At 43.4% G+C, this 21,822-nt stretch carries 20 protein-coding genes and 1 pseudogene; 15 read left to right on the top strand and 6 right to left on the bottom strand.

All coding sequences use genetic code 11. From position 1 onward, the window contains the following. Positions 1-7: 7 nt before the first annotated feature. The 13 genes from meaB (at position 8) to A0128_RS20825 (ending at position 12,710) form a co-directional block, all read left to right on the top strand. Positions 8-1,057, top strand: coding sequence for a methylmalonyl Co-A mutase-associated GTPase MeaB (meaB, locus tag A0128_RS20885; protein ID WP_069609693.1), 1,050 nt, complete (start codon positions 8-10; stop codon positions 1,055-1,057). Positions 1,058-1,363: 306 nt separating this feature from the next. Beyond that, on the top strand, positions 1,364-1,744 hold the full coding sequence (locus A0128_RS20880) for an LIC20211 family lipoprotein (RefSeq protein ID WP_069609692.1): 381 nt from the start codon (positions 1,364-1,366) through the stop codon (positions 1,742-1,744). Then, positions 1,713-2,309: a hypothetical protein gene (locus A0128_RS20875; RefSeq protein ID WP_069609691.1), complete on the top strand. Its 597-nt coding sequence runs from the start codon at positions 1,713-1,715 to the stop codon at positions 2,307-2,309. The genes A0128_RS20880 and A0128_RS20875 overlap by 32 nt, the downstream gene beginning before the upstream one ends. Before the next feature lie 64 nt (positions 2,310-2,373). Further along, complete coding sequence (locus A0128_RS20870) at positions 2,374-2,679, top strand: hypothetical protein (protein WP_427854358.1); 306 nt, start codon at positions 2,374-2,376, stop codon at positions 2,677-2,679. Between the two features lie 11 nt (positions 2,680-2,690). After that, positions 2,691-5,219: a TonB-dependent receptor plug domain-containing protein gene (locus tag A0128_RS20865; protein WP_069609690.1), complete on the top strand. Its 2,529-nt coding sequence runs from the start codon at positions 2,691-2,693 to the stop codon at positions 5,217-5,219. Next, on the top strand, positions 5,219-5,734 hold the full coding sequence (locus A0128_RS20860; RefSeq protein WP_069609689.1) for a hypothetical protein: 516 nt from the start codon (positions 5,219-5,221) through the stop codon (positions 5,732-5,734). Before A0128_RS20865 ends, A0128_RS20860 begins: the two co-directional genes overlap by 1 nt. Before the next feature lie 75 nt (positions 5,735-5,809). Next, positions 5,810-6,424, top strand: a complete 615-nt coding sequence (locus tag A0128_RS20855) for a MotA/TolQ/ExbB proton channel family protein (RefSeq protein ID WP_069609688.1) — start codon at positions 5,810-5,812, stop codon at positions 6,422-6,424. A 21-nt stretch (positions 6,425-6,445) separates the two neighbouring features. After that, the gene (locus A0128_RS20850) at positions 6,446-6,850 is read left to right on the top strand and encodes an ExbD/TolR family protein (RefSeq protein ID WP_069609687.1); all 405 of its coding nucleotides are present in this window, start codon (positions 6,446-6,448) and stop codon (positions 6,848-6,850) included. Between the two features lie 18 nt (positions 6,851-6,868). Beyond that, on the top strand, positions 6,869-7,507 hold the full coding sequence (locus A0128_RS20845) for an energy transducer TonB (RefSeq protein ID WP_069609686.1): 639 nt from the start codon (positions 6,869-6,871) through the stop codon (positions 7,505-7,507). Between the two features lie 52 nt (positions 7,508-7,559). Continuing rightward, positions 7,560-8,162, top strand: coding sequence for an SCO family protein (locus A0128_RS20840; RefSeq protein WP_069609685.1), 603 nt, complete (start codon positions 7,560-7,562; stop codon positions 8,160-8,162). A gap of 13 nt (positions 8,163-8,175) precedes the next feature. Further along, positions 8,176-9,768 (top strand): methyl-accepting chemotaxis protein, encoded by a 1,593-nt coding sequence (locus A0128_RS20835; RefSeq protein WP_069609684.1) that lies wholly within the window; start codon positions 8,176-8,178, stop codon positions 9,766-9,768. A gap of 74 nt (positions 9,769-9,842) precedes the next feature. Next, positions 9,843-10,301 carry an LIC_20196 family exoprotein gene (locus A0128_RS20830; RefSeq protein WP_069609683.1) on the top strand — a complete coding sequence of 153 codons (459 nt, stop codon included), beginning with the start codon at positions 9,843-9,845 and terminating at the stop codon, positions 10,299-10,301. Between the two features lie 9 nt (positions 10,302-10,310). Beyond that, positions 10,311-12,710: a C1 family peptidase gene (locus tag A0128_RS20825; protein ID WP_069609682.1), complete on the top strand. Its 2,400-nt coding sequence runs from the start codon at positions 10,311-10,313 to the stop codon at positions 12,708-12,710. Positions 12,711-12,822: 112 nt separating this feature from the next. On the opposite strand, the gene A0128_RS20820 is transcribed toward A0128_RS20825, so the two are convergent. From A0128_RS20820 to A0128_RS20810, 3 genes are all read right to left on the bottom strand, one after another. Then, on the bottom strand, positions 12,823-14,175 hold the full coding sequence (locus A0128_RS20820; protein ID WP_069609681.1) for an EAL domain-containing protein: 1,353 nt from the start codon (positions 14,173-14,175) through the stop codon (positions 12,823-12,825). Between the two features lie 127 nt (positions 14,176-14,302). Continuing rightward, positions 14,303-15,721 (bottom strand): UTP--glucose-1-phosphate uridylyltransferase, encoded by a 1,419-nt coding sequence (locus A0128_RS20815; protein ID WP_069609680.1) that lies wholly within the window; start codon positions 15,719-15,721, stop codon positions 14,303-14,305. Next, a complete protein-coding gene (locus tag A0128_RS20810; RefSeq protein WP_069609679.1) occupies positions 15,709-16,116 on the bottom strand; it encodes a hypothetical protein in 408 nt (135 codons plus the stop codon). The genes A0128_RS20815 and A0128_RS20810 overlap by 13 nt, the downstream gene beginning before the upstream one ends. 51 nt (positions 16,117-16,167) lie before the next feature. On the opposite strand from A0128_RS20810, the pseudogene A0128_RS20805 reads away from it, so the two are divergent. Together A0128_RS20805 and A0128_RS20800 are read left to right on the top strand one after the other, a co-directional pair. Further along, positions 16,168-16,855: pseudogene (locus A0128_RS20805) on the top strand (lipase family protein); the annotation flags it as partial. A 213-nt stretch (positions 16,856-17,068) separates the two neighbouring features. After that, positions 17,069-17,764: a M24 family metallopeptidase gene (locus A0128_RS20800; RefSeq protein ID WP_069609677.1), complete on the top strand. Its 696-nt coding sequence runs from the start codon at positions 17,069-17,071 to the stop codon at positions 17,762-17,764. A gap of 10 nt (positions 17,765-17,774) precedes the next feature. On the opposite strand, the gene A0128_RS20795 is transcribed toward A0128_RS20800, so the two are convergent. Genes A0128_RS20795 through A0128_RS20785 form a run of 3 tightly spaced genes read right to left on the bottom strand, consistent with a single transcriptional unit; the run spans position 17,775 to position 21,690 of the window. After that, entirely contained in the window at positions 17,775-18,338 is a 564-nt protein-coding gene (locus A0128_RS20795; protein WP_069609676.1) for a FlgO family outer membrane protein, read from the bottom strand. Next, the gene (locus A0128_RS20790) at positions 18,335-20,467 is read right to left on the bottom strand and encodes a 7TM diverse intracellular signaling domain-containing protein (RefSeq protein WP_069609675.1); all 2,133 of its coding nucleotides are present in this window, start codon (positions 20,465-20,467) and stop codon (positions 18,335-18,337) included. Before A0128_RS20790 ends, A0128_RS20795 begins: the two co-directional genes overlap by 4 nt. Further along, positions 20,464-21,690, bottom strand: coding sequence for a TraB/GumN family protein (locus A0128_RS20785; protein WP_069609674.1), 1,227 nt, complete (start codon positions 21,688-21,690; stop codon positions 20,464-20,466). The genes A0128_RS20790 and A0128_RS20785 overlap by 4 nt, the downstream gene beginning before the upstream one ends. Positions 21,691-21,822: the final 132 nt, after the last annotated feature.

The following is a 21,822-nucleotide window of genomic DNA, read 5'->3' as shown; positions in this document are numbered from 1 at the left end:
CATATCCTTGAGCGGATCAGAATCATCCGGAATGCCTTCTAGCGGAATCCGATCAACCGGAATTCATAGGAAGGCACTTCCTTCGGCTGAAGAATTTGTAAAAGGAATTCTTTCCGGAGACAAGATGATTCTCGCTCGTGCGATTACGCTCGTCGAAAGCTCTCTCCCCGCTCACAAAGAACTCGCAGAAAAGATCGTAGACGCTTGTCTTCCGCATTCCGGAAATTCGGTTCGAATCGGAATCACAGGAATTCCCGGAGTCGGAAAGAGCACCTTCATCGAAGCCTTCGGGATGCACGTGATCTCTCAGGGAAAAAAACTCGCGGTCCTGACGATCGATCCATCGAGTCAGATTTCGGGGGGAAGTATTCTCGGAGACAAGACGAGAATGTTCGAGTTGTCCAAAAGCGAATCCGCATTCATTCGGCCTTCTCCCTCCGGAGATTCTTTGGGCGGAGTTGCAAGAAAAACCCGGGAGACGATCTACCTCTGTGAGGCCGCGGGTTTTGATACGGTCTTTGTGGAAACCGTCGGAGTCGGACAATCCGAGACGGCGGTGCATTCTATGGTGGATTTGTTTTTGCTTCTTTTGATCGCGGGTGCGGGCGACGAACTCCAAGGAATCAAAAGAGGAATTATGGAAATGGCGGATCTTTTTGCCGTGACCAAAGCCGACGGAGACAACAAGACAAGAGCGGAATTCACTCGAGTCGAAACACAATCGGCCATTCATTTTTTTCCTTCAAATGAAAACGGTTGGGTTCCGAAGGTGCTTTCGTGTTCCGCCGTGACCAAGGAAGGAATCTCGGAAATCTGGACTCAAATATTAGAATATGAGAAAACTCTAAAGTCCAACGGATACTTTGAAATTCGCAGAACCGATCAGGCGAAATATTGGCTGGAAGAAACCGTTTCCGAACATCTGATGGGCGACTTCTATTCCCGGATGAAGGACCTTTATCAGGATATGGAAGAAAAGGTAAGCCAACACAAAATCAGTTCTTTTCAAGCCGCTGAAAAATTGATCCAAGAATATAGAAAACGAAATCAAAAGTGATCCTCACCGGACCTCGCAAGATCTCAAATTGTTCCCAAAAACTCCCTCGAATTCGATTTGATTTTTCTTTTTGCAAACCCTATTTTTTCAGAAAACGAAACTTTTTTTCTATGAGCTTGTCATTCTTTTCTAAAAATGAAGATTATAATTAGCAAAGGGATTCAGGACGTAATTTTCAGTTAAGAATTTATTCTTGCTCTTGTATCTACCAGATAGTATCTGGTAGATACACTATCCACGGAAGATTTCACAAAGAAATAGGTCTTCCAGAGGATGCTGATTTTACCCCGGTTGCAGGCAGGTATTATGAGATCTTTTCAGATTTTCGCTTTTATTTTTTTCTCACTCATTCTTATAAATTGCGCCACTTCATCGGCGGGAATGGCGACGAGCAATATTCCCGTAGCGGATCGTAAATATAAGGTAATCGGTCCCGTGGAAGGCCACAAAAGTTGGAACACCTTCGACATGGCGATCGTAGGAATTCCCCTATCGGAGCCTCCAATCGACAAACTCGTCAACTCGATGTTAGCTGAAAAAGAAGCGGACGCATTGATTAATATTCGTTATTGGACGGACAAATACATTCTTCTTTTTATTACCGTAAACAGACTGCATATCAACGCAGAAGCGATAAAATTCGAGGATCAACTCAATGATCAATCCGGTAAAAAGAGAACTAAATAAAAAGATCTTTCGTTTTTTCGGAAACGGAATCTTTTTTATCCTTCTCCTTTCGATTTTTGAGAATTGTATGGGCGCTTCCCTCTTTTCTCCGGGCGGAAGAGTTCGTTCTCCCGGAATCTACGATTCCGCGACGATCATCCGAACTTCCGGCTACGACGTTTTGGAAGAATCCATGGGAGAATCTTCTACGTTTTTTGTTTTCGGTTTAATCCCGATCACAAATCCGATCAGCATTGATTACGCGCTCAGTCAAGCCGTACAAAAAGTTCCGGGCGGAAGAAGTATCGTCAACATTCAGGTTTGGCATGAAACACACGTTATGTTTCCTTTAGGAACGGTTTCCGTTTTGAAAGTTAAGGGAAGCGTGATCGGAAATCGAGAAGAAGCCGAAAAATTAAAACTCGAACAACAAAGAAAAGATGCGGAGTCCGCCAAAGATCCTTCCGCAGTTAAAACAGAATCCGATGCTCCTTCTTCCGGAGGGATTTCGGTGGGCGGCGGTAAAAAGTCTTCCAATCCACCGCAAGAATCTGGCGGAATTTCCGTCGGCGGTAAAAAGAATTAGTATGTTTGAATATAATAAAAAACTGAAATTCAAAACATTCTTCTTTGTTTTGATTTTGGGGATCATGTTGTTTTCGCAAAACTGCGTTCGGCCCGAAGTCGTTCATCCCAACGATTCGCAGAGTCAGATCTATGCCGCCGCGAGTTATTTGGCCCGCAAATGTGGGACTCAAATTCCGGTTCCTTTCCCGATCGTAGTCGAAGACGTGCAGCAAAAGAATTTGGATCTCTGTACGATCGCGATCACAAGATCGGAATGTCCCTTTGTTTCTTATCCGTTTGCTTGTGTTTTACTCTACGTAGACAAACCTCTCGATGATATTCCTTGGTATCTCAACTACCAAGAAGTTTTCGTGAAAACTAAATTATAGAAAGGCAGACGATGAAACTCATTAGAAACTTATTGGTCATTCTTCTTGCCTTTCCCGCCGGAGAACTTTTCGCGGAAGTTTCCTTTCGAGCTCGCATTTATTCTCGCGGCAAAAATTCGGGAGAAGCGAACGTAAGCGTTCGTGTTTCGGAAACTAAAAAATTCTATCAAACGGATGCGGAAGGTTATTTTGAAGGTGTGGTTCCTGCTTCCGGGAATTATACGTTTCGTATTTTGAGAGATACAGGAATGCAGGAGATTCGTCAGGAAGTTGGAGAATCTTCGGATACCGTTTTGATCTACACCGATCCCGCTTCCGTGAGCGGCGTAAGTAGTAAAGGTGGGATCAACGTTACGGGTGAAAGAGAAAAACAACTCATGTCCCGGACCAAACTTCGTTTTGAAGAAATCAAACGGATGCCGGGAACTTTTGGAGAACCTCTTCGTTCTATCGAAACCATTCCCGGGGTGGTCCCAGTTTCCGCGTTCGGCGGGGGCGCGAGCAATTACGTATTCCGCGGAGCCGATCCGAATACAAACCTTTATCTGTATGACGATCTTCCGATTCTTTATCCGTTTCACTTCGACGGTTTGACCGCGACGATCAACGGAAACTTGATCAAGTCTATGGACGTTTATACGGGCGTGCTCCCTTCGAATTTTAACAACGCACTCGGCGGGGTGATCGAAATCGAATCTCCCGATAAGGTTCAGAAAACTTCCGGAAATTTTTTGACTTCTCTCTGGGCCGCTTCCGCCAATTACCAAACCACATTCGCCGGGGGGAAAGGTTATATTCTCGGCGCGGTTAAGGTCGGTTATATCGACAAAACGTTTGAAACGTTAGGCAACCTTTCAGGAGGAAGTCTTCTTCCGGACGGAGTTCGTCTTCCTCGATATACGGATTCTCAAGTGAAGATGGTCTACAACTTCAACGATCAACACCAGATTTCATTTTATTCTATGACTGCAAAGGACGACTTTGCATTAAATCCTCCGGCAAAACCTCAGAACGATCCTACCAAAGATCAGTTGGCAGCATTCGCAGGAGGGAATCTTTCCGCAGGTCAAGGTTATAGAACGCAGGCATTTCGTTATACCTGGAGAGCCTCCGAAAAATTCTCCAATCGTATCACATTGATCAGCTATGATCCGTTTACGGATTTTAACGTGGCATTGGGTTCCATCAAGGCAAAACAAAGAGCAAGCGGAGCATATAACGGGATTCGACAAGACGCGTATTGGGATCCGAACAAACACCTTTCTCTTGAGTTCGGTTCCGAGGTTCGTTTTCTCAATTACAAAACCTCAGGAACTACGATTCAACAATCCGATCCGAACAATCCGGATCCGAATCCTTACGATACGGCGAGTCCGGATTTTAGAACCGTTCCCGATACGAATCGTGTACGTAGCAAATACTACAACGCTTATACAACTTTGAAAATTAAGTTCGGCGGTTTACTCATCGAACCCGGCGCGAGATACGATTACATTCCTTATATTAAGAATGGGGCTCTTGGCCCAAGAGCTCAGATTTCTTATAAGTTTGAAGGAATCGGAAAAGGAACTACGATCTTTGGAGGCGGAGGAGAACACTATAACTTTCCTTTGAGCACTCAGTTCTCCGAACAGAGCGGAAACCCCCACCTGAAATTTCAGAAGGCTACCAAATACGGCGGAGGGATCGATCAGCAGGTTACTTCCGATTGGCAGGTAAAGGGAGAAGTTTTCAAACAAGAATTCTCCAACTTGATCGTATCCGATCCGTATATTACGGAAATCATAGGGACCAATCCGGATCAGTATGGAAAGGTTACTCAACCGTATATTCTCAACAAACCTCTCAACTATTCCAACAACGGAAGCGGTCGTTCTCACGGTTACGAATTTGTGGTTCGTAAAACTGCTGCTCCGGGTACGAGAGACTGGTTCGGTTGGATTTCTTATACCTGGTCTCAAACATTCAGAAATTCTAATCTTTATAAGCCGGACGGTTTGCTCGCTCCCGTTGCGACTGGACCGGAACAAAGGCTTCTTGCTCAGTCCTATCATAATTCAAAGGAAACTTTATACGATTACGATAGAACTCATATCATCAACGTAGTTTTCGGTTGGAGATTCAGCCAAGAATGGCAGTTCGGTGCGAGATGGTCTTATCTGACTTCCACTCCGATCACTCCGATCACCGGGGACGACGGCGGTTCTTTTTCAAACCCGGCTAACGGCCAGATCATCTGGGTTCCACAATCCGCAAACAATCCGTATCTCGCGGATTATACAAACACAAAACGTCTCGCGGATTATCATAGATTGGACATTCGTTTTGACAGATTCTTAAACTACGAATGGGGTTACGTAAACACATTCTTTGAAGTCATCAACGTTTACATGAGACAGAACGTTTCCGGTCAAGATTTCGACGTTACGCGTCCTTACTCTGCTACGAATCCGAAACCAAGCCAGACGTTTGGAACCCTGACTTTGCCGGGAGGAATGGTAATTCCGTTCTTCAACCTGGGGATCGAGGTGAAGTTCTGATGAAAAAAAAACAACCTTTGTATTGGAAAGAATGGATTGGAAATCTGATCGTCATTCTTTTTGTTCTGAATTGGGTTTTGAATTGTAATAACTTGCCGAACGAAGACGACAGTTTCAATCGAGACAATGAAAAAAGAGTGATTCTTCAGTATTTACTTTTACCTCCTACGGATCCGGTTCAGTCTTGTATTTCGTCTTTGCAAGCGGCGCAATCCTGTTTGAATCAGGCGCCCGATCTCCCCACTCCGCTTTCGGAAGTCGGGATCGTAACATTATTTAGCGGAAGTGCGACTCTTGGGACTTATCAGAATTATTGTTCTTCTTTGGTGAGTTCCGCGACCTTTGCAAAATTTACGGATCGCGCCAAGGCATGTCTTATGGATTGTAACAGGTCTTATTGGACGAGTCGAAATTCTGCGGGAACCTGTAACCAAAGCGGTCTGTCTCAGATTACGGGACTTTCCACCGGAACGTTTGCGTGTACAAAAACCTGCGTGAGCATTTCGGGTGAATGAGGATTTATACGCGATTGAAAACTGAGTGACTTCGTCGCCAGATTTAAAAAATAAAGATATTAGAGGATCTACATCATGACCATGTTTTTAGTTGAATACGGCGAGACTTTCATTTTTATTATTATGCTGATTGCAAGTATCGTCGCCCTCGCAGTAGGAACGGAAAGAATTCTCATCTTTCGTAAGAATCTAAAAAATACGGAAGCCATTCTCCCAGTTCTTACTTCTGAAATTAGAAACGGAAACCTGGACTCGGTAAAGTCTCTCGCAGCGGAAAATCCCGGGAACATCTACGCTAAGTTTTCTCAATTCTCCGTCGAAAACTTCAACGGGGGTCACGAAAGTCTTTCGGAACTTCAGGAAGGAAAGATTATCGGAGAAAGAATCGAACTAGAAAATCATCTCTCCATTCTCAACACTTTGGGGAACAACGCTCCTTTTATCGGTCTTCTGGGAACGGTTCTCGGTGTGATCAAAGCCTTTTACGGTTTGGGAACGTTAGGAAGTACCGGAGCGGAGTTTGTGATGAGAAGTATCTCCACGGCGCTCTTGGCGACCGCGGCGGGTTTGGGGGTTGCGATTCCGGTCGTAATGGCCAATAACTATTTTACTCGTAAGCTGAAAGTCATTCAGGCCAATTTAGAAATTCTTTCGAGAGAGTTTCTTGCAAGCTTGTCTCGTAAGAAGTAGTAGTTTAAAGGAGATCTGGAAATGGCAGGAACTACTCCATCCGGCGACGGAGACGAAATAGGCAATATCAATATCACTCCGATGGTGGACGTGATATTGGTGCTCTTAGTTATCTTTATGGTAACCGCGAACTTTTTGAAAAAGGAATCCATCAATATAAATCTTCCCAAGGTTGCTGCCGCGGATCCAAACGTAGCGCAGTCTGTCCAAGTAGCTTTGACAAAGGACGGAAAGATTCTTTTGGAAGGGGCCGATACAACGATCGAAAGACTAAAAACTCAGTTGGAACGGGATTCTAAGATCAGACCGAATATGCGTCTGACTCTTTCTGCGGATTCTTCTTTGCCTTATGGAAAGATCGCAGAAACGATGGGAGTGATCCGCAGAGCTGGTGTCACAAAGATCGCCCTTTCGGTTAAACGTTAGGCGAAATAGGTAATAAGAATGGTAAGCGTTCCCGAAATCAAACAGAAGATTCTCAAGTTTGGTCTATTCAAATTTTGTCTGATTGCGTCTTTTGTTTTGCATACGGTCACGATCGGCGCCTATTTTATCGCGACCTATATTCCCGAGTCCGAAATTTCTTCGGATGATTTGGAAGCTCAGGACGTGGAAGTCGATTTGGAAGAAATTCCACCCGAACTGATCGGAGGTTCTTCTTCTCCTGCCCCCGTTGAAAAACAGGAATGGGTCGAAGGTTCCAATCAAAACGCGGACGATCCTATCGACGAGGATCTCAATCCGAATGCCCTTTCCGGAAACGGAACCGACAAGGACGGTTTTTTATTTTCTTATAACGGAGACAAAACTCCAACTCCGATCATCGACTTTGATCTGAGAGATTTTTTCCCGGCACAAGCCAAGTCCGCGGGAATCGTTTCCAAACAAGTCATCGTAATCGTACAAATAGACGAACAAGGAAACCTACAAGGCGCGAAGGTTGCGTCCGGAAAAGCGGGATTTGGATTTGACGAAGCCGCGATCAAGATCGTAAAGATGGCTCGTTGGAGTCCCGGTTACGTTCAAGGTCGACCCACGAGAATGTCTCACAGGGTTCCGATTTCGTTTAATCTCGAAGACTGATTTTATAAAATCTTCCCGTCTTTCTTCGTTTCTTTTCGTCAAAAATTATAGATTGAATCTTTATCCTATAGTTTCCAAATCTATTTCCGCTTTGATCATCGCAGTTTGTCTCTACTTTGTTTTAGCGGCCAATCCGTTCGTGGTCCGTGATCAAACACATCGGGACTCCGGTATGAAGGTCGATCGGGAACTCCCGGCGTTTCAAATTCGCAACGGAGAAAACTTTGTTATAACCGATACGGATTTATACGGCAGGAAATATCTTATTTACTTTGGATACGGAGATTGTAAGTCCGTCTGCCGAACCGGGATTTCAAAATTGGAAACTCTACTTTCGAAGGAAGAATTTTCATCCTGGAACTTAGCTTTGATCAGCTTGGACCCGGAGAAGGATCGAGAAAAACAATCTTGGATGAGGAAGTATTTATCTCGTTGGAAACGTGAGCCGATTCTCCTTTTACCCAAGGACAGAAAAGACGCCGAAAAAATCGCGGCATTGTTTCAGGTCTCGGTAAGTGCAGGGTTCGAAGAATCCATCGTTCATCAAAATCCTCTTTTCGTCGTCGATGAAACCGGTAAAATTCGAGTCGTCTATCCAGATTTATCCGGCTTTTCCGAAGAGAGTTTACACAAACTGAGCGCAAAGGTATATTAGAGGTTTATAAAGTATGTCAAAAAGTGAAATACAATCCATAGAAAATTCTTCTCTAACGGAAAATCCGATCTCGTTCGGAATTTCTCCGAAAGACAGCGCCAAAGAAAAACTCGGAGCCGAGATGAAGTCCGCGGATCGTTTTATTTGGATTTTGCTTTTGGCGCATATCCCCGCGGCCGTTTTACTTTCTCTCGGTTTTGGAACCTGGGAATTTGCGTTGTATTCTTCTCTTGCCTTGGGAATCGCAGGCACCGTCAATTTTGTCTCCTTTCGAGGAACTCTTTTTAGTAGAGTCTTAAATTCTTTGTTGTTGATGCTCTATTCCGGTATCTTTATTCAATCCGAATTTGGAAGAATCGAAATGCACTTTCATGTCTTCGGCGCCCTCGCCTTTCTTCTCATCTATAAAGATTGGAGGGCGATCGTTCCCGCCGCCGGTTATATCGCGGTCCATCATGGAATTCTAAACTACTGTCAGGAGTTTGGAGTGAAATGGAACGAAATTCCGATCATAGTTTTTAGCACAGGAGCCGGATTGCAGGTTGTTCTAATACATGCTGTTTTTGTAATATTCGAATCCGGAATTCTTATATATTACTCGATTCTTCTCAAAAACGAATATTTGGACTACTGGGAGAATTATTTTAAAAAGGAAGAATTCCATTCCGCCAATCTTGTCATTCAAAAGTCGGTTCAGTCCAAGGTCGATTTTTTAAGAAAGAATATGGCTTCTATGGCCAATAGCGCTCTCGGCGTGGTTCATAATTCGGACGAACAAATTTCCAACATGGGAGTGATCGATATCGCTATGGAAAACGCTTGGCAAAACTTGGAAAGGGTTTCGAAAGCCGCCCAAGTGCAATCGGATTCTCACAAAGAATTTGCGGATCTATACGGGACCTTTGAAGAAAAGTTTCAGATCTTGGAAAACGAGATCGTCAATAGCAAGACAATCTTAGATAACGCGGGACAACACACGAGACAAAGCGAAGAATCCTTGCAAAAGATGGACGACTCGATTCGTAAAGTTTCAGCGAGTTATCAGGAAATGTCGCAGAGACTACGGGTGATCAACGATATCGCGGAAAAGGTAAATCTTCTTTCTCTCAACGCATCGATCGAAGCCGCGCGCGCCGGAGAACAAGGAAGAGGTTTTGCGGTCGTCGCGGACGAGATTTCCAAACTCGCGGATCAAACCGCAAAGACGATCAAGGAAATTCATCATCTGATCCGAACCGGAAACGAGGCGATGGATAAGAATACGGAGATCGTTCAACAAGGAACTCAAACCGTTTCTAAAGTGATCGAAGACGTGAACGAGATTATGAAAGTTACCGAGTCTTTTTTTGAAACCTTAAAGGATCAAACAAAGGTCAGAGAAAGATTGAGCGGTATATTCGATCGAGTCATTCGAAACGCGGGAGAATTGGAAGTCGTAATTCGGGAGCAATCCGGAGTGATCCAAGAAGTAAAACAATCTTCGGTTTCGATCGTGGGAGCGACTCAGTTTATTCATAAATTGGCGATCGAATCCTCCGAGATCGCAAAAACATGCGAGGAAGTTTCCGGTGACCTAGGACAAGAAGCAGCCCTTTTTAAAAATTAAAAAATTTCTTGCGGATCCGATTCCAAGACCTATACTGCACCCTTGACTGTAACACGACACAGATGGAGACAAAGATGAAATTCAAAGGATCTGCTTTTATCGCTTTTCTTTTTTTAACCTTACCGCTTCTGCCGCTTTCCACTCCTCCGACTCTTGAAAATCAAATTAGAAATTCGGATTATATCGCTCTCACTCGGATTACAAACGTTCACGAGAAAAAAATCTCCGAAACTTCAGTGTCAGTAACTGCGACCGTTGAAATTTTGAAACCCTGGAAAGGCGGAGAAAAATTACCGATTAAGTTTGAAATCGGATTTATGATTTTTCCGGAATTGTTGGGCAAATGGCTGAAAGCCGCTCCTCCGGAAGGAGACTACATTTTATTTTTAATTCAAAAAACCGTAAAAGACAGCAAGGGAAACGAATCTAAGTTGATCGCCCTGTACGAACCGCATCCGTTTGCGTTTAAGGAATATTCGAGAGAAACGGAAGATCAGATAAAAGAAATAATTCAGTCTCAAAAAGGGAACTAAGTTAAGTATATGAGAATTTCAAGATATTCTATAGTAATTTCAATTCTATTTTTATTGGCCCAAACTTCCGTTTTTTCCCAGCCTTCTATGAGGTCTTTGGGGATGAAGCAGGAATCTTCCGAACTTCTTTCTTCTCTAAAAGATACCAATCCGTATGGAATTTCCCATCGAGGGCTTTCTTCCAGAGTGGATCTTTCCGATTCTATGCCTCCCGTGGGAAATCAGGGCGAACAAGGAAGTTGTGTTGCCTGGTCGACCGCCTACGCGACGAAAAGTTTTCAGGAATACATAGAAAGAAAAGGTTCTAAAAATTGGTCTCTTCGTACTCAAGACGGGAACCCCAATTACAGTCAAATTTTTTCACCCGCCTTTATCTACAATCAGATCAACGGGGGAAGAGACAACGGTTCTTTGATCTCGGACGCGATGAGAGTGATGGTCGAGATGGGCGCGGCTCCTTGGGATCAAATGCCTTACAATCCCGCGGATTACAGGGCGCGTCCTTCGCAAGCTGCCATTAACGCGGCGTCCCGATTTAAGGCGAAAGAATATCTTCGTGTAAAAACAACCGATCTTTCGGAGGTAAAGGCTCAACTTGCGGAAGGCAAACCGGTCGTCGCGGGAATATTAGTATATGAGAATTTCTTTAACTTAAAAGGAAATACGGTCTACAAAGAAGGTCTCGGTAAGACCTACGGTGGACACGCGATCGCTCTTGTCGGTTACGATGATTCTAAGAATGCCGTAAAGTTTATCAATTCTTGGGGAAAGGATTGGGGCGATCAAGGTTACGGTTATATCGACTATCGCTGGTTTACAAAAATTTGTCAGGGCGCCTTCGTGATGGTGGATCAAGTTGAAGCCGTTACCGACCATGGTAAACCCGATTCCGATACTCCGGATCCTGCTGCGGTTTCAAGCGATAACAATCCCGTTCCACCTTCTACGATCAACGCTTCTCAAGGAAGTTTTAGCGATAAGGTTACGATCAACTGGGAAGTTGTTCCCGGCGCGGTCGGTTACGAGGTTCATAGAAAGGCTCCCGGAGATTCCGGTTTTTCCAAGATCGGTCTTTCTTCTACTAATAGTTTTAATGACGACGGAGTTCAGCCGAACCTCGCATACAAATACAGAATTCTAACTCTTACCGATACGGCCGCTTCGGATCTTTCTCCCGGAGAAGTGATCGGTTTTGCAAAGACGGAAGAATTAAAACCACCTCCGAAAGTCTTAGGACTCAAGGCGACACAAGGACAGTATGATAATAAGGTCGAGCTCGCTTGGGAACCGGCGGATGCTTCCGCAGAATATCAGGTTTTTAAGTATAACAAGACCCAGAAGCGATACAACCCGATAGGAAATTCTAAACTGAATAGTTTTACGGATGTAGCCGCGGCCAAAAAAGGGGTCGTCGAAATCTATGTGGTTTCCGCAAAACTAAACGGCAAAACCGGAGAACCTTCGGACGCAGCGAGCGGATTTACTTCGCAGCCGAAAACTCCTCCTGCAAAACCTCTTGGTTTGGTTGCGACGAGAGGAGCGTATCAGAGTAAGATCGAACTGAGATGGAAAAAAGTTTCGGGCGCTTCGAAATACTTCGTGTTCCGTTATGTGAAATCCGGTTGGATCGGCGGAGGCGCTTGGGAAAAAATTTCCGAAACCGGCGCTGAAGAATTTATCGATGAAAACCTTCCTGCACGTTATGCGTATTATTCCGTGACCGCGGTAAACGAAGAAGGAAAAAACGGACCATTCTCAAGTTTTGCCTATGGATTTACGGATCCGAACAAACAGAGGGGCGTGAAACTTTCAGCTCCGGAAAACGTAAAAGGGATCTTGGATACAAAGGCCGCAAAAATTTCTCTCACTTGGGATAAAGTAAAAGAAGCTTCGGAATATTACATTTTTCGCAAGAAGAGAGGAGAATCATCTTGGACCTTTCTTGGATCTTCCGGAAATAAGAATTCTTATGTAGCCGATGTTCCCGCGAAAGAAACACTCTTTTTGTATTCGGTGACTTCCAAATCGGATCTGGGCGGTGAAAGCGGAAATTCCCTTCCTGCTTCTGCGGTTCTTTCTTCGGCGGTTGTCGCACCGAAAAAACGAACCTTTGGAGGAGATTCTACTCTTGAAAAGTTCAAAGGACCGTGGACTGCTATGGCCTGGGACGGAAACAACGGAGTCAGTCAAGTGCTTCTGGAAATTGAAAGTCAGGACAACGTAAACTATGTCGTGAAGTTCAATAAGAAGAAAATCTTTGAAGGAAAGTATGTGGAAGAATCTCCGATTATAGACAAGGACGGAAAGTTTAAGATCGAGATCGAAAAGTCAGGCGACGCGCTTTCCGTTACGATGAAGGACGGAACGATCGTCAGTCAAAAATCCAATCTTTCGTTCTTAAAAGAATAAAGGAAGAATCCAGATCGAAAAGAACATATGGCCGATGAAATAAAAATCGGTCTTATGTTCTAAAGATTCCTACAACGTCGAAGATAGAAATTCGGAAGAAAAAGAAAATCGATTAAGAAATCAATCCCAGTTCTTTCGAAAGTTTAAAGATATTCCCTTTCGCTTTTAGCTTTAAGAGCAATTCTTCCGAATTTAAAATTTTATTTACGACCGATTCCGGCAAATCTTGCATCTCATCAAAAATTTCCACGTATTCTTCGATGGAAATTTTTGTACAGAAGAGATTGGCTTGGAAGTAATAAACTTGGTGCGTTATCAGAAAGTTGAGAGAATCGATGTCTTCCAGAGCTTCCGCCGTGATGATCGCTTCTCTGTTGTCGGATAATCTTCTGCAATAATCGATAAAGGCGAGGTTGTCTAAGAACTTAGTTAGGTCTTGATCCGCCTTAAACTTAAAACTGATCGGATCGAGTTTAAATTCTTTGATCATTTCCCCGAGATCCAAAACGATCTGATGACTCTGACTTTTGACTCCGAAATCGTCAGCGGCAAAGCTGATTCCGAAATTCCAAAATCGTTTGCAGACGCTCTTCAGAGTAATCTCGGTTTCTTCGTAAGGTTTTTCGATCAGTTCCATTCTTACGAGAGCCGGGTTGAGATTTTGATTGAGAAGAAGATTGTGAAAGCGAGTCACCTTTTCGTCGGTATCAAACGTATCGATAAGAGTCTGCGGAGAAATATTGAACTTGAGAAGTCCGGGGGCTCCGTTGCAACACATCGTAAGCTTTTCCAAAATCAAAAGTTCGATTCGATTTAAGTCCTGATCGTGAGGAATATCCCGGATCAGGTCCGCATAACCGGCGTAAGCTTCCCCGCCCACAAAAACCTCTCCGCCCTTCATTGAATACGTATGAAGTTTGTGGTTGTAGTGGATGATCGGTTGAATGACCGCGTCGGCTTTCTCTCCCGCAAAGTAATCGTTGACTCGATTGAGATAGGTCCAACTCCAACGTATGAGATTGTCCTTCAGATTTTTGAGAGAAGAAACTTCCAACTCGTGAAAGATTTCATCGACATAAGAGATATAATTGCACTGGGTTCTTGCGATTCCGAAGTCGAAGTTCATCGATCCGTTTTTGATCGAGACTTCTCGGAATCTTCCTAAAACGGAATCAAAGTTTAAGAATCCGTTGGATCCGTGGATTTGAACGGGAGCGACTCCGATCAGAAGATTCTTCTTATCACCGTAACAATAGTAAGAATAATGATTCTCCGCGCCGGGATGCAGCTCCGAAATTCGGATCGGAACCAATTGTAAAAAGTCTAGAAAAGAAAGGGATTTGATATCTTGAAATCGAAGGAGAACGATCGGTTTCCCACGATTCTCATTGATAAAGACGTTCTTAAATTGTTCAATCTCGCCTTCGTCAAAGGAGCGGATCTTCGGACTTTTAGAAGTTGTCATTTCAGCCTTTGTTTGCAAAAGATCCGTCCGTTTCCGGACCCGAGTCCATCATAACAGTTGAGATATTTAGAACCATTTATAAATCGTTCTAAGAAAAAGATTGGATGGAGGATTCTCTTTGTAAAGCCTAAAAGGAATATTTTCCGGATTCGAAGTTGGTGATTTTTAATTCGGAAACTTTCTTAAGAGTTGAACTCGTATTTTGGATCACTACGTCTCCATTTATGTTGATTTTCCGATCAAAGAGGACTTCTCCTTGCACCACCAAAGAAGTGCAGCGCACCAAAGACGGTATTTCAGGAAACAATCGGTTGAAGTCCTGGATTTTTTTATAGTATTGTTCATCCAATGTAATCAATACTTCACCGAAGCCTAACTTTTTCCTCTCGTCTGACATCGTGATCGAATAATCGTCTAAGAGCTGATATGCGTCCGATCTTCTTACAAGATAGTCTTCGCATTTTTTTACGGGAGCAAATCGATCTCTGGGAATGATGATTCCTTTGACTCGAGTAAAATTTCGGATTGCGGAGCCCATCGCAGTTTCCAGTTGAAGCACTTCTTTCCCGTCGATTTTCTTTGGGTTTACGATGAGAGAGAGTTCGAAGTTTTCTTGAAGTAGTCTTTCCTTAAGAGCTACGAGATTGATCCAGAGATTGTTTGTCGAAAAACTTCGGAACTTTCCCAGACCTTCAAACTCGTGCATGTGATCGGAAGGGACCTGGGCGGTTTCCAAGAGCTGGTAGTTTTCGGGTTTTCCGTTCAGAATTCTTCGATAGATCGCCCCGCCCTTTTTGTCGGCCAGGGTTTTCGGAGTCATTTCCATACAGAACTCGAGATTCTCCTTGAGAAGATATTCTAGAATTCCCGGATGAACCGTCGCTCCCAGGTTGTCTCCGTTGGAAACAAAGGCCACTTTATAACCGTCGGCAATCAACGTATCTAAAAGTCCGGTTTCTAAAAGAGAAATCCAGATGTCTCCGTGTCCCGGAGGGCACCATTCTTCGTCCGGATTTTTGCATGAAATCGGTGTTAGGTTCTCCTTTAAAAGACGAGGAACCTTGTGTTGTAAAAAAGAAGTCGCGAACTTTTGTTGGAATCCGATTCGTTTGAGCTCGGCCTGGCTTTCGTCCTGCGTATTGAAGCTGTCCATGAGGATGAGCGGAACGGACACGTTATACTTCTTTAAAATGACTTCGGATTGTTTGGCGATGATCTCCAAAAAGGACATTCCGTCCTTGAGTTCTATGAGAGATTTTGGACCGGAAAGTCCCATCGAGGTGCCGAGTCCTCCGTTCAATTTGATGACGACGAGATTTTTTAAAATTTCGGGAGCCGGAGAAGTTTGTCTTTCGATTTCTTCCAGGGTGATTTCGTCTTTTTTCGGATCCAAATCGCCGACTTCTTCCCAACGAACGATCCCGGTTTCCCCGTTTCTTACCTGGTCGACTTTTTTAAGAAAATCTTGGATGAACGTTTCAGACATTCCTTCCGAAAGCATTTTTTGTCTGATTTGCTCTTCCGATTTTGATTTTAACGAATCCATCGTACCACCGATTTGCTATTGTATTGTTCGTCGAACTCGGTAAACTCAATCGAATATTTTTCCGTCGGATGAGCCGGTTCGTAGATGAGTTTGGCTCGGATCTCCCTTCCCTTGCCGGGGATTTCCTTCGGAGCTTCTTCGTTTTCCGTATAAAGAGGAAGGAAGACCAGATATGTATAAATATAAACGATTCGCTCCGGAGTTTTTTTATAAACCAAAACTCCTTTTCCCGTTAGATCCTTTTTAAGAATTTTCGTATAAGGAACTGGAAACCATTTTCCCCAGACCTCTTTGAAATTTTTCTCCATGCCCGCGTGAGTCGGTATATTTGAATAGACAGCGGAAGGAAGGATGAAAAAAATCCCAAGGGAAACAATTAGCTTCTTTGTTTTCATGAAAGACTCTGACAGTCTTGTCTTTTCACCCCATAACTTCAAGCCATTCTCATGAAAAAAATCATTTCCGCTTTTAGAACATTCTTCTATTTCCTTTCCGAAATTTTAGAATTTATCCTTTCTGTAATTTCATCTTTGATTCCTTGGGGACGAGATCCCAATCTTTCCCGAGGTGATATTTATATCGTGACGGGTTTTCTTTCGGGGCCTTTGTTCTATTGGAAACTTTGTAAAGCGCTCGAGGCCAAAGGATATCAACCCAGAATTTTGAGAATCCCTCCCTTCTTTCTAAACACAAAAAAGGCCGTGGAAATTTTGGCAAAGCAGATGGATCAGATTCCGACGAAGTCCGTTTTGATCGCTCACAATACCGGAGGTCTTCTCACTTTGCTACTTCCGGATCGGAGCCGTCAAAAGATTCGAGGTCTCGTGACTCTCGGAACTCCGTTTCGAGGAAGTTATCTTTTTTCGATCCTTCCGGTGTTCGGTCTGCGTTATGGTTCTCAGTATTTGCAGGAACTTTTTAAGACCTTTCTTTTTATGGATCGTTTTCATCCCCTTTCTCCGATGAAGGAATTTATTTTTCTTCCCGCGTCTTCGTCGATCTACGGAGAAGAAAGAGATCTCTGGTTTGATATTCCCGGAAATTACAACCAAGTAAGAAAATCCGAAAACATTCGGACGATCTTAGAATTTCTTGTATTTCATTATCCGAGCGCGGTTGCCAAGGAATCGGAACGTGCGGCCATGGCGGCTCTTCATGAAAAACTCGTTTCTCAGAAAAAACCGCAGCCTGCAGTCAAAAAGAAAAGTGTAGCAGCTCCTACGTCCAAAAAAACGATTTCAAAAACTCCGAAAAAAAAGTCGAAGCCGGTTTCTAAAAAATCAGTTAAGAAAAAAACAAAACGTTAACCGACATCCTTCCCTAAGAAAATTAGGCGGCGATATTACTGTGACGAATCGATCAGAAAAATTAAAGACACTGAAAGTGGCGGAGGAAAAAGCTTCGGACTTGTTTCAACGGATCGAAAACAATCGGATCGTTCAACCCGGCAATTCCGAAAAAGAAACGAGCGCGCTTATTTATGAACTGGCAAAATCCGAGTTTGGAGTTTCCAAATACTGGCACAAAAAAATCGTACGCACCGGCAAGAACACGGTCCTTCCTTATGATTTTGATCCGGAAGACCTTTTCATTCAAGAGGACGATATTCTCTGGATCGATTTGGGACCGGTCTTTGAAGACATGGAAGCCGATTTTGGAAGAACTTATGTTCTGGGAAACGATCCGGAAAAGTTACGCATCCGATCCTGCGTAGAGAATGCATGGAATCGTTGTAGAGATTATTATTTTTCTAAAGAATCCATTACGGGTAAGGAACTTTTCGACTTCGCAAAAAAACTCGCATCGGAAGACGGTTATCTTTTTGGAAGTGAAATTGCGGGTCATATCATCGATGAGTTCCCTCATAAAAAGAATCATTCTATAAGCAAAATCAATTATATCTGTGAGGAGAATTTTCTGAATCTAAAAGAAACATTCGAAGGAAAGGAACGATTCTGGATTTTGGAAATTCATTTTGTGAACGCAGAAAAGAAATTCGGATCGTTTTTTGAACAGCTATTGATTGAGTCGGAATCTGTCTAACGTCGATTTTTTAAGGTTTGTTCAAAATCCGATATTGATCGTAAAGAGCGTCGTTCGAATCAAAAACTCCCTCGCCTAACGCCAAAATTTCTCCGGATTGAAGAGAAACCACGCGAAGTTGTAATACAAACGTCTGATCGTTGAACTGAACGGAACCCAAAAGAATCAGATCCACACCGGAAAGTTTTCCGATCTCGAGTGACTTATCCGAAAGCACAAGCCCCGATTTTTGAAACGTCTGTTCGTCGATCAATCGATTCAACTGGGATTTTTCGACGAGAATCAATTTGCCCGGTTCGTTCATCTGAGTGAGAAGTTGTCCGGAGATATTGGATCCGAGATTCGTTACGGATCCGTTTTCGTTTAACAAAGGAAGGACCGCGAGTTTCAGAGCATTCTTTCGTTCGGGTAATGAAGATTCCCGATTGGTCTGGATTTGTTTTTTCAAAGAGGAAGAGAGTTCCTGCAAGACTATGGGGAGTTCTTTGGGGAGATTTCTTTTTCCGGAGCGGCCTGAACTCGCGCATGAAGAACAGATCGAAAGAAATAATATTATAAAAATGGAATGTTTCATTTAAAGTATTTGACCAAGGTCACCCTATTGCCTGTGGAATTGAACTTTACGACGTCAAAGGTAGAAAGTGCGAATGCGATTCCTCTGGTTTGCAACGAGGTAGTTTCTTCCGTTTTTGTTACCGCGTTTCTAACCGTTCTCGCGTGGTTAAAGCCCTTGCCTTCGTCCGTAATTCTATAACCTACTTTTTGTCTGGAAAGAAAATATTCCACGAGAATTTTTTTATCTCTGTAGTACGGATCGTTTTGTCGTGTAAGAATGAACTGAAAGTAATTTCCGGTTTTCAAAGCCTTAGCCTTGTCCTCGTTGGAAATGTTGAGATTCCCGTGTTCGATCGCGTTGATCAACATTTCTCTGAGGCTCGTCCGAATGGAAAGCGCGATCGTAGGATCCGTAAATCGGACGAGATTAAAAGTAAGCCTCTGACTCAGAAGTTCCGCGTTTTGAAGATAATTGTTTACGGAGAATACGATTCTTTCTTCGTCCAAAAATCTTCCCATCAAATCCTGATCCGGTTCGTAAGCCCTTCCCAAAATTTCGCGCCCGGAATCGTGGTCCAGAACTTGAAGACGCACTTGGAGTTCCTTCGGTTCTTTGAGATATTTCTGTAAAAAGTCCGCGCGAAAATAAACCGGCTTTCTCGTGTTCGAAAGTTCTTCCATTCTTTCCATCACATACAATTTTTTGAATGCGTCTTCGAGGCCTCCGGTATTGTACATCAGCTCCAAAAAATTTTTTCCGATTACGTCACCGGGTTTGAAACCGAGGAAGGTGGATACGGCCTTGTTTGTTCCGGTGATGTTTCCGTGAGAATCCAGATTAAAAAGAAAGTCTTCTTCCCCTTCGTAAAGATTCTTATACTGAATCGCAGATTGTTCGTGCCGAAGTTTGAGAAGATTGAGAGTGGTAGCCTGTGTTTCCAAACTCAAGGAAAGTTGTTTGATTCGATCCGCGAGTCCCAAAGAAAGAAGAGCGACTTCGATCGCGGATCCGATCTGAAGACCCCACTGTGTAAAAAAGTTATCCGGAAAAATTCCGAAAGCTTTCATTGCGTATAAAAAACTTCCTAAAATGAGGACGGCCCAGGCGGTAAGAAAAAATCTCGCCGGTCTGTGTCCTTTCCAAACACACTGCAGACTATTGATTAAAAGAAGGAGAAGAGTCAGAAGAAGTACGACTATACTCGAGACTACGCTAAACGTATAAGTAAAAAAACTAAGAGACCCGACACATCCGAAAATACAAATCGCTATCAAAGGATAATAAAATTTATCCGTGATTGGAGTCATCTTAGAAGATTCTAAAAAGGATTTTCCGAAAAGACAAGCCGCCAAAAAAGCGCAGAACATAAAAAACGGCAGACAAATATTCCCCCATTCCGGGCTATTCGGCCAGAGAAATTGATAGGACAACCCGTTGAGAGTCAACTGAAATAGAATATCAAAAAAAATGAATATACTATAATAGAGATAACTTTTGTCCCGGGTCATCACCAAAAGAAAAAGATTATACACAAACATTACGATCATCGCGCCGTAATAAAAACCGAGGGTCGTATATTCCTTGGCGGTTTGTTCCAGGTATTCGGTTCTGGAAAACGCGGTTAGCGGAATGATGATGGAACTTTTGGATTGAATCCGAAGATAATAATCCGTTTTGGAAAGAGGAGGTTCGCTGAGTTGAAACGGAAAGTTTCGATTCTCCGCCAAACGAGTCGCAAACGGAAGTTCGTCCCCGGAAACGACTAAAGGAAGAGCTCCGTTTCTCGTGGAATAGAGTTGGATTGAATCGATCAGACTGTAGCCGTATTGAAGCACCCAATTTCGAGTGCCTCGTTCTAAGTTTGCGACCGGAACCCGAATCCAAATCGCGGCTTCCGAATAACCAAGACTGTTGTTAAAAAGAGGAATGGATTTGCCGGATCGAAATACTTTTTGAATTTCGGGAAACGAAAGTTTTCCGGTTTTATCTTCGTAAAAAGTGAGATACGGTTGGAGATCCACGTCTTCCATAATCACCGAGGGTTCGAATTCGGAAGAATCGGATTCCTCGGCGGAAATGGAAACGACTCCGGAAAAAGCCAAAACAATCGCGAGAATGGCTTTGATTTTCCGGAGTTGTAAGTTCACAGAAATCCTTTGATGACTCGAAATAGATCTGCGGTTACGATAAAAGTTCCGATGCTACTTCCGATTTGCGGAAGCATAAACACAAGAAAAATGCGGATCACGTTATTCTTCCAATAACCTTTCCAGTGTTCAGAATCTTGTGCGATTTTTTCAAAGTCTTCGACGAGAGGTTTGCGTAGCCAAGATTCTGAAAGCGCTGCAACCCATCCCGGTTTGATGACCGGGTTGAAGTTTCCTACGGGAGCGGCTAAGAACGCAAGAATCACTGACAACGGATGTGCAAGAGCAATGATGGCGCCTAACGCGGCGAGTCCACCTTTCACCAGGATCCAACGAAGAACAAATTCCTGTCCTTGTTGTCTTCCTCCGAAATAAAAAACGGTAAGAATCAAACCTAAGAAAATTCCCGGAACGATCAGCCCCTTCCAACGATCCCAAGCCGTTTTTTGCGGAAGATGATCCAAGCTGGAGATGTCCTTGTCCTCATGGACGTGATTCATAATTCCTTGCAAGTGACCGGCGCCGACGACTGCGAAAACTTTCTTTCCATCGGCTGCGGCTTCTCTGATTCTTTGAGCGAGATAAGAATCTCTTTCATCGATGATTACGTTTTTAATCGACTCGTAACGTTTTGGAAGTTGTGAGAATAAATCCTTGAGTACGTCTTCCGATTTCATCTCTTCTATCTTTTCTTCGGAGATATCTTCCTTTACAAAAAGTGAAGTCAGTAAAGCGGAAAGTAAAAACATACGATTAAAAAGTCCGATGTTCCACCAAGCACGTTTGAGGGTCGTGGAAACTTCCCTGTCGATCGGAACGATTTTAGCGCCGGTTCTTTCTCCTTCGGAGATAGCCATTCTCATCTCGTCTCCCGGACGGATGGAACCCTTGCCTAATTTTTTCTGAAACGCGGAAAGGATAAGACTGGAAAGAAGAAGATACATCTTTCTTTCTTTAAAAACTTTGAATATATCCAACTTCTTCCAGTGTTCGGAATCTTTTACCGAACGCATTCTGGAATTACAGAGTTCCACACAGATCGTGTCCGGTTTTTCTTCGCGGATGATTCTTTGAACTTCGTCGATACTTTTTTGACTGATATGAGCAGTGCCGAGAATAGTTACGGATGTTTTACCGAGTTTAAACGATTCGATGGGTTCCGAGGTAGAATTCTTTTTTTTACGCTCGGGTTTTATATTTTCTTTGAGTGCTTGTTTTGCCATTCCAAAAGCAGTGTATGAAACCCGGATCGTCGCGTAAAATGAAATTCTACTCGAGATTCTTACAAACAAAATGAAAAAGAAAATCGTTGCTTGTAGAAAAACCGCGACTTCACGAATTGTGGTAATCTACTT

It is taken from the genome of Leptospira tipperaryensis (genome assembly GCF_001729245.1).
GTDB classification, from domain to species: Bacteria; Spirochaetota; Leptospiria; order Leptospirales; family Leptospiraceae; genus Leptospira; species Leptospira tipperaryensis.
The sequence above is the reverse complement of the archived record's forward strand: the minus strand, read 5'-3'. Positions and strand labels throughout refer to the sequence as shown.

Bases quoted from the DNA above. Each gene is read 5' to 3' on its own strand.
- A0128_RS20815 (WP_069609680.1), bottom strand. From the start codon at position 15,721: ATGGATTCGTTAAAATCAAAATCGGAAGAGCAAATCAGACAAAAAATG.
- A0128_RS20820 (WP_069609681.1), bottom strand. From the start codon at position 14,175: ATGACAACTTCTAAAAGTCCGAAGATCCGCTCCTTTGACGAAGGCGAG.
- A0128_RS20855 (WP_069609688.1), top strand. From the start codon at position 5,810: ATGACCATGTTTTTAGTTGAATACGGCGAGACTTTCATTTTTATTATT.
- A0128_RS20810 (WP_069609679.1), bottom strand. From the start codon at position 16,116: ATGAAAACAAAGAAGCTAATTGTTTCCCTTGGGATTTTTTTCATCCTT.
- A0128_RS20880 (WP_069609692.1), top strand. From the start codon at position 1,364: ATGAGATCTTTTCAGATTTTCGCTTTTATTTTTTTCTCACTCATTCTT.
- A0128_RS20860 (WP_069609689.1), top strand. From the start codon at position 5,219: ATGAAAAAAAAACAACCTTTGTATTGGAAAGAATGGATTGGAAATCTG.
- A0128_RS20865 (WP_069609690.1), top strand. From the start codon at position 2,691: ATGAAACTCATTAGAAACTTATTGGTCATTCTTCTTGCCTTTCCCGCC.
- A0128_RS20845 (WP_069609686.1), top strand. From the start codon at position 6,869: ATGGTAAGCGTTCCCGAAATCAAACAGAAGATTCTCAAGTTTGGTCTA.
- A0128_RS20785 (WP_069609674.1), bottom strand. From the start codon at position 21,690: ATGGCAAAACAAGCACTCAAAGAAAATATAAAACCCGAGCGTAAAAAA.
- A0128_RS20870 (WP_427854358.1), top strand. From the start codon at position 2,374: ATGTTGTTTTCGCAAAACTGCGTTCGGCCCGAAGTCGTTCATCCCAAC.
- A0128_RS20850 (WP_069609687.1), top strand. From the start codon at position 6,446: ATGGCAGGAACTACTCCATCCGGCGACGGAGACGAAATAGGCAATATC.
- A0128_RS20835 (WP_069609684.1), top strand. From the start codon at position 8,176: ATGTCAAAAAGTGAAATACAATCCATAGAAAATTCTTCTCTAACGGAA.
- A0128_RS20830 (WP_069609683.1), top strand. From the start codon at position 9,843: ATGAAATTCAAAGGATCTGCTTTTATCGCTTTTCTTTTTTTAACCTTA.
- A0128_RS20795 (WP_069609676.1), bottom strand. From the start codon at position 18,338: ATGAAACATTCCATTTTTATAATATTATTTCTTTCGATCTGTTCTTCA.
- A0128_RS20875 (WP_069609691.1), top strand. From the start codon at position 1,713: ATGATCAATCCGGTAAAAAGAGAACTAAATAAAAAGATCTTTCGTTTT.
- A0128_RS20825 (WP_069609682.1), top strand. From the start codon at position 10,311: ATGAGAATTTCAAGATATTCTATAGTAATTTCAATTCTATTTTTATTG.